The 13,155-nt window shown below is 65.0% G+C and carries 5 protein-coding genes; all 5 read right to left on the reverse strand.

Annotated features, from left to right (window positions below):
* Positions 1-138: 138 nt before the first annotated feature.
* The 5 genes from IPV69_RS10665 to IPV69_RS10685 all read right to left on the reverse strand — a co-directional run bounded on the left by IPV69_RS10665 (position 139) and on the right by IPV69_RS10685 (position 13,154).
* Positions 139-972 (reverse strand): REP-associated tyrosine transposase, encoded by an 834-nt coding sequence (locus IPV69_RS10665; protein WP_206295092.1) that lies wholly within the window; start codon positions 970-972, stop codon positions 139-141.
* Between the two features lie 34 nt (positions 973-1,006).
* A complete protein-coding gene (locus tag IPV69_RS10670; protein WP_206295093.1) occupies positions 1,007-3,634 on the reverse strand; it encodes a trypsin-like peptidase domain-containing protein in 2,628 nt (875 codons plus the stop codon).
* An 802-nt stretch (positions 3,635-4,436) separates the two neighbouring features.
* Positions 4,437-5,399 carry a glycosyltransferase family 2 protein gene (locus tag IPV69_RS10675; protein WP_206295094.1) on the reverse strand — a complete coding sequence of 321 codons (963 nt, stop codon included), beginning with the start codon at positions 5,397-5,399 and terminating at the stop codon, positions 4,437-4,439.
* Between the two features lie 147 nt (positions 5,400-5,546).
* Positions 5,547-9,365, reverse strand: a complete 3,819-nt coding sequence (locus tag IPV69_RS10680; RefSeq protein WP_206295095.1) for a Kelch repeat-containing protein — start codon at positions 9,363-9,365, stop codon at positions 5,547-5,549.
* 108 nt (positions 9,366-9,473) lie between these two features.
* Entirely contained in the window at positions 9,474-13,154 is a 3,681-nt protein-coding gene (locus tag IPV69_RS10685; RefSeq protein WP_206295096.1) for a Kelch repeat-containing protein, read from the reverse strand.
* Position 13,155 lies beyond the last annotated feature (1 nt).

Genomic DNA, 13,155 nt, shown 5'->3' on the forward strand with positions numbered 1-13,155 from the left:
CTTACCCCCGCAAAAGCGCCCTCTGGGAACGCCGAGCTCCAGCTCGGCCCTCTCTCCACATGCGCCGGGAACGCTGCCCCCGAACTATGAGCTCCGGCCGGGCCATTGTCTTACTTAAAGGCGCGCCTCAGTGCCGAGTTATAGCCCGTTGATCCCAAAGCTGCCCGAGAGTACCTCGTTGGCGCTGCTCCACCGCCACGCGGTAGGACTGCTCACGATGCCGGCCTTTACCGGGTTCTGGTGAATATAATCCACGGTTGCCGTGAAGTGCTGTTCGTTGCGGATGTAGCGATCCCAGTATTCGCGCATCCAAATGCCGCCGGAGACTTCGGTCGGAGTAACGCCGGCCTCAGGGCCGGCATTGCCGAGCCCCTGCTTAACGTTCTTTACCGGCGAGCTCAGCCCCGTGCCGAGCTGGAGCTCGGCGTTCCCAACGATTTTCTCGCGAAGCATTTTCCCGATCTTCCGCGACGTGAAACTCTTCCATGACTGGACAATCTTCCCCAGCGTCCATCCCTCATACACGCGGACCATCACGTGAACGTGGTTCGGCATTACAACCCATGCCATCAGGTCGTATCGCTTACCGTCAAAGTGCCTCCAGCCCTGCACGACGCAATCGGCCGCTGCTGGATCGCGCAGCAGGCACGAACCATGACCCGCGTCCAGCCACTGCTCGAAACGCCGACGACGCTCATCGTCTTGTTTTGGTGGGGGTAGCAATGCCAGTTCGTCTTCAATCTTTGCCAACACCGAGGCGGGAAGACTATCGGCCAAACGGTACGTGATCGATTGTAACAGTCCAGATTGGTCGCAATGTGGAAGATACCCGCGCGTGTACCAATTCTTCGGAACGTTCCGGGGAACACCGCGTTCCGGCTCGCCGTCCTTAACCGGATGAGTTGAAGAGCCGAGCTGGAGCTCGGCGTTCCCGTTATCGCTCCCGAATGAGCTTCTTTGTTCGTCAGCCACTTGGTAGACCTCCCTTCCCCGGTCGTCAGCCCTCCTACGGCACCCCAAACGTCGTTCGCACATACAACCCATCGGCCGCCTCGAAACTCACCCGTCCTGTGTCGGAACTGCTGGTCTTCGCCGCCAGGTCCGCCAGGATCTGCTTGCTCTCGGCCTTTGGCAGGCCGAGCGTCACGATCAATCCGGTGCCCGAGGAATACACGCATTCCTTTCCCGTGATCTGGCAGCCGAACAGGTTGCTCGTGTTCATGCACCAGGCGACCGACGCGGCGATCTGGCAGCCGTAGAAATCGCAGTCGCGAATCATGCTCCATTCGCTCGTGGAGATCTTGTACGAGTCGTGCTTGGTATCACTGCTTCGTTCGGAGAGGGCGCAGTTGACGAAGGCGCAGCCGTTGAGCTTGAAGCCGTAGTCCACGCGGGACAAGCGATCGAACTTACTCTCGACGAACAGGCAGTTGGTGAACTCGAACTTGGCGCTGTAACTGTCGACGAACCAGCCTCCGGACTTGGCGAAACTGCACTGATCGAAGACGGCGTGGCGGGCCTTGAGCCGGCCGGACAGTTCGACGCCGAACCGCACCTTTCGGAACACCACCGGCCGGCCCGGTTCGCCGGAAATGTCCAGCACGCCCTGGGAAGCGATGATCGTGCCCCCTTCAACCAGGCAACCCGGCGCGATCTGAAGCGTGCCTTTGACCGTCGGGCGGTTTTCCTTTTTGTTCTCCTCCTGGCCGATGCTGAGCCTGCCTGACAACGCATGAGCGCCGCCCGGCCAGGTGACCTCGCCCAGGATCGGCGGTTCTGCCGCCAGCGGCTTTCGAGCAGAGCCTGCGTCGGTCCAAACCTTATTGCGATAGCTCTGTACCCGCGCCATGAACTTCTCGGGCGACAGCCCCGCCGCCTGCGGACCAACCCGCGGCGAGCCCGACGGTGTCGCGACGGCGACCGGGGAATCACTCCCGCCGGTGTTCGCCGCCACCTCCGGCGGTGCCGACGGCAACTCCGTCAGCCGCTTCTCGACCAACGACTTCACCAGACCCGTCAACTGCGGCAATGCCTGCAGATACCAGAAGCCCGCCCGGCTCTTGCACAGGTCGGCGATCGCCGGGTTCTTTGCTTCCTTGGTCGCCTGGTCCCACCACAGGTCGCCGACCGCTTTTTGCGCCTCGGCGGTCGCCGGCCCGGCCTGATCGGCGACCGCGAGTGCCTTCAGCCCGGCGTCGGAACCTTTCGCCAGCAGTGGAACGCCTTTGTCCAGGTCGCCGCGGGTCAGCGCGAGATATCGACCGACGATCAGGTTGGCTTCGGGGTCGGCCGGAGCGGCCGCCAGCTTCGCCCGGGCCGACTGAACGCGGTCGAACTCCGCGGCCATCGTCTCGAGGCGCGGCAGCCGGTCGCGAATCTGTGCCGAGACGGTGACGTTACGGCTGGCGATGCCATTCGAACGGACCAGCGGCACCAGTTTCCGCATGTCGGTGTACTGCTCACGCCTGGCCATCGCCTCACAGATCATCATTCCCAGCGCCGAGACCCACGCCGAATCCTGAGGCTGGCCGGACCGCCCGCTCACCCGCAGCACCACGTCCTTCATTACGTCGATGGGCATGACGGCGTAGTCTTCGCTAAGCATCAGCGCCGTGTACGCCGCCGTGGTAACATCACCCGCCACGATTGCGTTCTCTCTGGCCTCAACGAGCATGGTGTATCGACCGGCAGGGTCGTCCTTGCTCGCCGATGCGCGGGACAGCAGTTCCAACACCAGGCTGTAGCGGCCGGCGGGCGTGGTGTCGGCGTACTGCTTCGACAGCACATCCTTCAGCAGCTTCTGGTTCTCCTTGAACGCAGCATCGCCTGGCACCGGTTTGCGGGTCGCCGGTCCGTCCGACGCGAGCCAGTCGATCAGGTCGTTAGCGGCGGCGGCGTTGGTCAGCACGCGCGGCGTCAGCACGACATTCGCCGCACTCAGCACCGTGCGGATAAAGCCCACCGGCCCGGCGAAGTTGATCTGCTTGCCCTCGACACCGGCGGTGACCACCCCCACCACCTGCCCGTGCGCGTCGATCAGCGGCCCGCCGGAGTTGCCATGGGTCACACTCGCGTCGAACTGAATCGTGACCAGCTGCCCCTTCTCGTGCCGCATCGCGCTGACCCGGCCGGTGGTGATGGTGATCTCGGGGAGCGACTCTTTCTTCAACGACAGCCTCTGCCCCAGCGGAAAACCGAACGCCACCACTGGTGCGGTCTCGCGCATGCTCGCGATCGCCGCCGGCGACGCCAGTTCCAGTGCGTCCAGCGGCCCCGGCCGTTCGACCCGCAGCACCGCCACGTCGCGGGCGGCGTCCGACTTGACGACCGTCGGCGTGTAGATCCGCTGGGCCTTGGTGCCGGCGGCGACGATGAGATAGATCTTTGCGTTCTTCTCTTTGGTGAGCGGCTCGACGACGTGCTGGTTGGTGATAAAGATGCCCGTGGCATCGATGCAGAATCCGGAGCCCATGTAGAGCCCCTTGTCCGCTTCAATGACGACATAAACCGTCGCCCGCCGCCCCGCTTCGATCAGCTTAGGATCGACCTGCGCGCTCGCCGATCGACTCGGCAGAACGCTGGCGATTAGAACGACAACGACGAACCTGAGTGCTGCAGAAGTGCCCCATCGCATGATAGCTCCCGGCCCTAGGCCCTTTTGAGGAAGGCCGGATCATATCCGACCGGCGGCCATTGTGGTGCGGGCTTCACCCTGCACGTCCGTGGCACGAACGCCGTTCGTTCCCTGCGTCCAGAAAAGTGTCGACGCACTCACGGAGTAAACAGCCCGATTTCCCTTGCAAAACAACGCGCGGACACCTAACATATATAGAACAATATCCGGCGTCGCCATGGGACGGGCGGCGTCCTTCCTCCATGCGCCGGTCGGCGGGTGTGATCTGTCGGCTTTAGCGTGCACTCCATGGAGATGGCTGTCCTTGGACGATCGGTGTCGGTCGGGCCGGGGTGGTGGTGTTGGTGTTTTGAGGCGGCCGAGAGATTTGGAGATGCGGGAGACGACGGGTTAGCCGCGACGCGAAGCGGAGCGTCCCCGGGCGGGTTGGTCGCCCTGCTCGAGCGTCGTCCGACCACGCCGGGTTCGTTCGGCGATGTCGCTCTGGGTTCGTTCGGCTAACAAGCCGAGGGCGCAGCGTACTCGCGGAGCCCCGGGTTTGCCGGTGTTGTCTCGGGTTCGTTCGGCAGTCTGCGCGTGGTGATTCGGTGTTAGACCTTGGGTGTTCGACGTTCGATGTTTGCGTCGAGTCCTGGGTTCGTTCGGCGCGCGGCCGGACATCGGACGGCGGGAGCATCGCCGGTGGTCTGCGGGGTGCGGTGGGGTGAACCCCACCCTACTTTCGCCTCGGGTTCGTTCGGCGACGTTGCGCCGGGTTCGTTCGGCCAAGCCGCTTGCCTTGCCGGGCATACGTCGTGTGCCGTTACGCAAGTTGCGGCTTGTGGATGGCGCGGCGGGCGGTGGGAGAAAGAAACTGATTCCAGACCCGCGGAATGCAGTACTGCGGGCGGAGGATGCCGGACGCCATCAGGTAGGCGCACGCTTTGACGTACGCCCGGCCGCCGAAGGCCATGCCGGCCGTTCGGTAATACAGGCGGGAAAGCTGGTCGGTCGCCCGCAGCACTCTGCTGAAGAAGCCTAGGCCGTCGTACTCGGCGGAAAACTGGTTGTAATCGATGGTTTCGCCCTTGAGGCGGGCCTGCTGTCGCGATTGCACGAACTTGACGTACTTCAGGATCTTGAAGAACGACGTCATGCTCACGCTGGAGGCGTGAACCCGGTAGTGCATCAGCGGTTCGGGAAGGACGACGATCGGCCCTTCGACGGCCATCCGGTCGAACAGCTCGAAGTCTTCGGCGCCGTCGAACGCCGGGTTGTACCCGCCGACCTTCTCCAGGACGTCTTTCCGCAGGAAGGCGGTCGGGTGAATCATGTGGACGTCTTCGCCGGCGGCGCGAAGGCGGCGGAACTCTTCAACGGAGGTGGGACCCGTCTGCGACAGGCTGAGCACGCGATCCCCGGAACCGATGTGCTGGGCGAAGCAGCCCCAGGCGACGACTTCCGGCTGCCGGTTCGCCGCCGCCAGCTGTTTGGCCAGCCGCTCGGGCATCGCGATGTCGTCGGAGTGCATGATCGCAATCCACGGATGCTTCGCCAGCGCGATGCCCTTGTTCAGACTTCGGCTGATGCCGCCCTTTTCGGCGCGGATGACACGGATGCGGGGGTCGGCGGCGGCGTGTTTCTCGGCGCGGGCGGCGGTGTCGTCGGTCGAGAGGTCGTCGATGACGATCAGCTCGAAGTCCGCAAGCGTTTGAGCGCGGATGCTCTCGATCGCCGGATCGATGTACCGGGCGGCGTTATAGGCGGGCATGACGACGCTGACCATATGAACTCTCCGTCGGGCGCGCAACGCGGACCAGGCTCCCTGTCTGGTCTATCGGCTCAGAAGCGGCCCGGAACAAGCTGCCGGGAATCGTCCGGTAATGACGACGCCGGCAGGCGACGGACAGTGCGTCAGTTGGGGTCGTACAACTCAGTTGAGGTCGTATATCTCCAGCAGGTTGGAGGTGGACGCGCCGGCCTGGGTCCCGCCGCCGGCCAGGTACGCCCTGCCTGCGAAGTAGAGCGGGAAGATTCCGTGCCTGGCGGTGGGCATGGGCGACCCGACCCGCCAGGTGTTTGTCAGCGGGTTGTAGATGTCGACCCGGCTGTAGACTTTGTTGGCCGTGGCGCCGGCGCCGGTCGAGGTCTCGCCGCCCATGACATAGAACTCGCCGTTAGCGAACACGGCTTTTCCGGTGCCGCCGCGGGCCTGGGGAAGCGGCGCCAGCGGCGCGCCGCTACCGCTGGAGGTCCAGGTATTGGTGGCCGGGTCGTAAACCTGTGTGTAGTTGAACCCGTTGGACGGGATGTTGCCACCGTCTCGACCGCCGAAGACGTAAAGCCGGGTTCCGTCAGTCGCCGAGGCGGCATGGTTCACACCCTGTGGCATCGCCGCCAGCAGGGTCCAGGCGTTGGTTTGCGGATTGTACTTGGCCACCTGATTGGTGGTGGACGAGCCGATGATCCCGCCGGCGACGAAGATCTCTCCGTTGATGACAGCGGAGCTGCTGCTGCCCGCGGCAAACGGCATGTTGGCTCCGGTCGACCAAGTATTGGTAAGCGGGTTGTAGATCTGCACCTTGCCTTCGGAGGATCCGCCGAGGCCGCCGATCAGGTAGAGCCTGCCGCTGACAACTTCGGCGACGTGGTGATTGCCGACGAAGGGTCGGACGGCAAGATTGCTTTGCCAGGCACCGGTGGAAATGTTGTACGCCAGCGTGGCCGAGCTTCCCTCGCCGACGATGTACATCTTGCCGGCAATGACACCGCCCGCGACTTCGCCGAGCGCCACCGGAAGGGGTGTGCCCGTAGACCAGGTTTTGGAGATTTGTCCGACCCACCCGCCAGCCACCGGGTTGGGGCTGTCTCCACCGACGACGAACAGCTTGTCTCCGATAAGGCCCGCGACGGGGGTCTTACGGCCTTGGGGAAGCGACTGGAGCTTGCTCCAGGCGTTGGTGGCGGGGTCGTACTCGGCAATGTCGCTACTCGGGAGGTCGCCGTTGACCGTACCGCCAATGACCAGGATGCGCCCGTTGCGGACGAGCACGGACGAACTGATGTGCCCGCGGGCGACGGAAAGATCGGCCAGACGGGTCCAGGTGTTGGTCGTGGGGTTGTAGGCATCGAGCTCGACCTGGTTGCCGCCGAACTCGTCTGCCAGGTGCTGTCCGCCGATGGCGTACACCAGGCCGTTGACGGCCGCGCCGGCAAGGTGATTGCGCGGATTCGGCATCGCGGCACGCGACTCCCAGGTCGTGCCGCCATTCACGGGGAGGACCCAATGGTCGCCGTAGTCCATGTCGCCCAGGGCGAGGGTGCGGGAGCGTCCACCGAAGAAGTGGATTTCCGAACCGACCAGTGCCGCGCCACCACCGGCCCGCGACGCGGGCAGGCTCGGTCCGGCGGACCAGGTGTTGGTCAGCGTGTCGTACTTCCAGACGCTGGCAATTTCCGGGCCGGGGTTGTCGCCGAGGAAGCCGCCGACAAACCAGACGGTGGTGCCAACGACAACGGTACCGGCATGCGTCACGGGCTCCGGCATGTCGGCGATGCGTGTCCAGGTATTGTTCGAGGGGTCGTAGACGTCGCAACGGGTGGTCGCGAGGAACAGGTCGTTGTAGAACCCGCCGAACGCGTAGAGCTTGCCGTTCACGACGGCTGCCTGTCCTTCGCCTCGGGAAATCGGGGATGGCGCGATGGCATTCCAGGCGAAGGGCGAAGTCGGGGCCGGATTAGCCGTGGATGTGAACTGCACCCAGTCGAAGTTCCCGATATCGCCGCCGCTGTTGGTAGCGTCGAAGGCAATACGGACGACGTGGCTGCCGGCGGTAAGGGCAACACCCGTCTTGATGATGGTGGCATAGGTCTGCCAGCCACCGGTGGGACTGAGCGCCATCGCGCCGGTGACGTTGGCGCCATCCACTTCGATGTGGAAAGTGCCGCCATAGCCAGCGTCGGCGGAGGCGCGGACAGAGACGTCGTACGTTCCCGATGTCGCGACATTGACCGTGTACTCGAGCCATTCGCCGACCGAGGCGTGGCCGACGGCGTAGCCGGGACCGGCGTCGGTGATCGCCTCGACATCGACGCCGGACGCGCGATAGGCGCCGCTGACATTGGTGGTGTCCGTGTCATGGTAAGCAATACCCTCGCCCCCTTCGTCGAAGTTCTCGACTTCGATCTTGCCGGGCAGGGCCCATGCCGCACCGCCAAAGGGTAGCTGGCCCGCGGGCGGAGGCGGTGGTGGCGGAGGCGGAACGGTCGGTGATGCCGTCAGCGTGAGCCAGTTCAGGTTGCCGATATCTCCACCGGCCGATGCATCAAACGCCAGCCGCAGGACATGCTGGCCGGCGGTCAGGTTAAGGCCGGGCTTGCTCACCGTCTGCCAGGTCTGCCAGCCGCCAGTGCCGGGCAGCGTGATCGACCCGCCGGTCGCGACGCCGTCAACTTCCAGGTGCGCGGTGCCACCGCCGCTGGCCGTCGCGAAGCGGATGCCCAAGTCGTAAGACCCGGCGGTGGCGATGTTCACGGTGTATTCGAGCCATTCACCGGCGACGATCCGGCCGATGTTGAAGCCGCCACCGGTATCGGTGGTCGCCTCAATATCGACGGCGGTCGTGCGGTAGGCACCGCCGCCGTTGACGGTGTCGGCGTCATGAAAGGCGACGCCTTCGCCGCCGTCGTCGAAGTTCTCGGCTTCGATCTTCCCGGGTACCGCCCAGGCGACGCCTCCGAAGGGCGTCTGACCAGCGGGTGGTGGTGGTGGTGGTGGCGGCGGAACAGCGGTGTCATTGTCGGCGATTGTGACGGTGCCGAACGTCGCCGCGCCCAGCGTGTACGCGACCGACGACGCCAGCGTCAGCGTCACCGTTTCGCTTGCTTCGACGGCGGTGTCGTCGACGGGGACAACATTGATCACCGCGGTCGTCGCACCGGCCGGAATAGTGACGGTGGAACCGAGGGTGCTGTAGTCGGTCCCGTTCGTGGCAGTACCGCTGACGACGTAGCCGACGACAAGAGCTTGTGTCGTATCGCCGCCGCTGCGACTCACGGTGAACGCGCCCGGATTGCCCGCCGCTTCAGACGCGGAGGCATCCGTTGCCGCGATGGTGACGGTGGACAGCGGTACGGGAACATCGACACGCGAACTGACCGCCGGCCCGGTGCCGGTGGGTGTATAGGTGGACGACGCCGTCAGCACGATCTTGTCGGCGACAACGCCGTCTTCGCGCATCCAGATGCTGATGGTGTGCAGGCCCGTCGTCGGAACGTTGATCGTCGCGATGGGCCCGTCCATCGTGGCTCGCGACCAGCCGTAGCTCGTGTTCGGAAAAGTCAGCTTGTCAGACGTGGTGGGAGCGACGCCGTCGAGGCCGACATGAAGACTATTGTCCTGATCCGTGGCACCCAGACCGCGAACCCAAACGTAGTGGGTTCCGGTGCGGGCGAAGTTCACGCGGAAGTCGAGCCGCGGGCTACCCGTCAGGTAACCGGCATCGATATTGGCTCCGGTGTTTGGCGTCGCCTGCCGTGCGCCCGTGCCGCTGAAGCCGGCACCCGTATACGCGGTCCAGGTCTTGCCCCCCTGGGCGACGGCGGCATCGTAGGCCTCGGCCTCCATGGACATCAGGGCATTACCGCCCGTTCCTTGCTGATATGCCGCCGCAAACAGGATTCGCCGCTCCAGCCCTTCCAAAGCCGATACAACCGCCTGTTTCATCGTCGCCGTGCGTCTATCGATTTTCATTACCGCTGCTTCCCGAATACCTCAGAGGAATGCCCTTGTCGGGCACAAGCGGCGGGTCTGGCGACGCACCGCAACATCGCTTCTTCTGCAGAACGAACGGCCCGCCGACTACCCGCCGTACGCCACGCCGCCGGCGCAGCCACAGCCACAACCTGGCGGATGAGCCGGCCAACCCGCCGCGCCGAACGCCGACCATTTTTTGGTCTTGCGGTCGTACACCTGGAGACTGTCGTCGGTGACGGGAGAGATGTTGCCGTTTTCGTCGGTCGTAATCCCTGCGCTGACATAGAGCCGATCGCTGCTGGCCAGCGCCGAGGCGCTGCCGCGGGCAAGCGGCATGTCGGAGATCAGGGTCCATTTTCCGCTGGCGGTGTTGAACCGGGCACCCGCATTGGATGCCTTGCCCTGAACGATCCCGCCGACGACGTAGACCGACTTGCCATCGGCAGTCACCGCCGGATCGACGGCGGCAAACGGCATCGACTTGGGCTTGGACCAGCGTGCATTGCGGGTATTGAACGACTGTACTTTTCCGGCCGCATCGCCGTCGCCGCCGAACACCCACAGCTTCCGCCCGACGGCGATCACCGAGCCGACAGTACCTGCCACCGCGCGGGCCGAGGCCGGCGCCACTTCGCGGGCGACGTTGCTGGTCAGGCTGCGGGCCAGAACCGTACCGTCGTCGGCGACTGTGTAGACCGTCTTGCCGAAGACCGCACCGTTCATGCGTGCAGTCGCCTGCTGAGACGTGGAAGCCATGCCGCCCGATCCCGATGGCGTCGCACCCAGTCGCAGCGGGACGGTCGTTTGTGTCGTCGTTCCGGGCAACTGTCCCACGAAGACCGTGCTCAGCGGCCCGGCCGTGTAGACGGCACCGGTAACCATGTAGACGGCGTTGCCGACGGCGCGAATGACCGAACCCTGGCGCTGCACCGGAAGCGGTGCGAGTGTCGTCCAGGCGTTGGCCGAGGGGTCGTACGCGACGACGCTTGTTGTCGAATCGAAGTTGTCGGTCTGGCCACCGGCCATGACGATCTTGCCGTCCAGGACGAAGCTTCCGGACTCGATGTGGCTCTTGCCGAGCGGCATGCTTGCCAGCTGCGTCCAGGTGTCGGTCGCGGGGTCGTACACGTGCATGTCGGTCTGCTGAAGGTGCAGAGTGTGATGCCCGTGTTCGCCGCCGAACGCGTAGATCTTTCCGTTCAAAACGGCGGAGCTGAAGTGATCCTTCGGATTGGGCATCGGGGCCGCGGACGTCCAGGCACCGATGTCGAGGTTGTAGACCCAGTGGTCGCCGACGTCGGTAACCTGATCGGCATTGAACCCGCCGAAGTAGTGAAGCGTACGCCCGATCAGATCGAGCGCGCCGGCGCCTCGGGGCGCGGGCAGGTCGCCGATCTGGGTGAAGCTGTTCGATATCGTGTCGTAACGCCACAGGTCGTCGCTGATCACCTGGGGCGGCGAGACGTTGAACTGGAAATCGCCGCTCAGGCCGCCGGCGAAGTAGATGTAGCGGCTGTCGTCATAGGCGATGCCGGCGTGGGACTCGGCCATGCCCACGGGCATTGTGCCCAGCGTGGCCCAGGTATTGGTGGCGGTGTCGTAGGCTGCGTAGGTTCGATCGACCTGAAAATCGCTGTTCTTGAAGCCGCCGAAGACGTAGATCTTGGTACCCACCACGGTGCCCGCGGCTTCGAACCGCGGACTGGGTGCGTCGGCAGCAGATTGCCAGTTGGTCGGCCACGGGGGCGCGACCGGCGTGCCGGGAGGCGGCGGCGGTGGCACGGTGGGAACGGCGGTCAACTGAAACCAGTTCAGGTTCCCGATGTCGCCGCCGGCACTGGAATCGAGCGAAAAGCGAAGTACGTGCTGGCCGGCCGGCAAGGTCAGGCCGTTGAGCGCGAAGGTCTGCCAGGTCTGCCATCCGCCGGTGCTCGTCAGGGCCAGGCTTCCACCGGTCTGCACGCCGTCCACTTCGAGATGGGCGCTGCCGCCGAGGTTACTGCTGGCGAACCGGACGCCCAGGTTGTACTGGCCGGCGGAAGCGATATTGACGGTGTATTCGAGCCATTCCCCGGCCGTGACATGGCCGAGGGCGAACCCGCTGTCGGTGTCTCCGGAAGGTTCGATGTCTACGCCGGTCGAGCGGTAGGAACCGCCGACGTTGGTGGGATCGGAATCCTGATAACTGATGCCCGCGCCGCCTTCGTCGAAGTTCTCGAACTGGATCGTGCCGGGCAGTGCCCAAGGCGTGCCGCCGAACGGGGTCTGACCGATGGGAGGTGGTGGAGGCGGCGGCGGAACGGTCGGCGCATCGGTCAGCGAAAGCCAGTTGAGGTTTCCGATGTCGCCGCCGGCGGAGGCATCGAACGCGAAGCGAAGCACGTGCTGACCGGCGCTGAGGGTAAGGCGCGGGCCGGCGACGGTCTGCCAAGTCTGCCATCCGCCGGTGTTCGGCAGCACGATGGCGCCGCCGGCGGCCAGACCGTCCACCTCAAGGTGGGCGGTGCCGCCGCCACCAGCGGTGGCAAAACGGACGCCCAGGTCGTATTGGCCCGCGGCGGCAATGTTAACGGTGTACTCGAGCCACTCACCGGCACTGATGTGCCCGATGTTGAAGCCGCCGCCAGTATCCGACGCACTCTCGACGTCGACGCCGGTCGAGCGATAACTGCCGCTGACGTTCGTCGGGTCGGTATCGTGGAACGCAACGCCTTCCCCGCCGTCGTCGAAGTTTTCCGCCTCGATCGTCCCCGGCACCGCCCACGCCGTTCCGCCGAACGGCGACTGGGTGACCGGCGGAGGTGGCGGCGGCGGCGGTACGGCGATGTCGTTGTCGGCAATCGTCACGGTGCCGAAAGTCGTCCCGCCCAGCGTGTAGGCCGCGGCGGCCGAAAGCGTGACTGTTGCTGTCTCAGCCGGCTCGACCTCTGCGTCGTCGGTCGGATTCAAGGTGATCACGGCCGATGCGGCGCCGGCGGCGATGGTGACGCTGCCGGTGAGCGTTGCATAGTCGCTGCCGTTGGTCGCTGTCCCGCCAACAGTGTAGTTCACGACCAGTGGCAGCGTGTTAACGCCGCCGGTACGGGTGACGGTAAGCGTGCCGGGATTGCCGGCGGTTTCGGAGGCTGCACCGTCGGTCGTCGCCAGCGTGACAGCCGGTTTGGGGGCCGGGATGTCCGCTCGCACGCTGACGGCTGGCCCGGTCCCGGTCGGTATGTAGGCGGAGGACGAGGTCAGGACGATCTTGTCGGCGATGACGCCGTCTTCCCGCATCCACAGATTGATCTTGTGAACGCCAGTGGTCGTCACGTTGATGGTGGCGACCGGGCCATCCATGGTGGACCTCGACCAGCCGTAAGTCCGGTTCGGGAAGGTCAGTCGGTCCGAAGACGTCGGCGCGACGCCGTCGAGCCCGACGTGCAGGCTGTCGTCGTTGCCGCTGGCCCCGAAACCGCGCACCCAGATGTAGTGGGTTCCAGTGCGGGTGAAATTGACGTTGAAGTCCAGCCGCGGGCTGTTCGTCAGGTACCCGGAATCGATCTGGCCGCCGGTGTTGGGCATGGCGCGGAGCGCGCCGGTACCCGTGAACCCGGCGGCGGTGTACGCCTGCCAGCTCCGGCCGCCCTGGGCCACCGAGGCGTCGAATCCTTCGGCCTCCATCGAGACCAGTGCATTGGCCGCCGTCGACTGCTGGTACGACACGGCGAACATCACCCGGCGTTCCAGGACTTCAACCGCCGACGCAGCGGCCCGTTCGACACTCGACTGACGCTTCCGTGATTTCATT

Origin of the sequence: Humisphaera borealis, from assembly GCF_015169395.1 — a bacterium.
Taxonomy (GTDB): domain Bacteria; phylum Planctomycetota; class Phycisphaerae; order Tepidisphaerales; family Tepidisphaeraceae; genus Humisphaera; species Humisphaera borealis.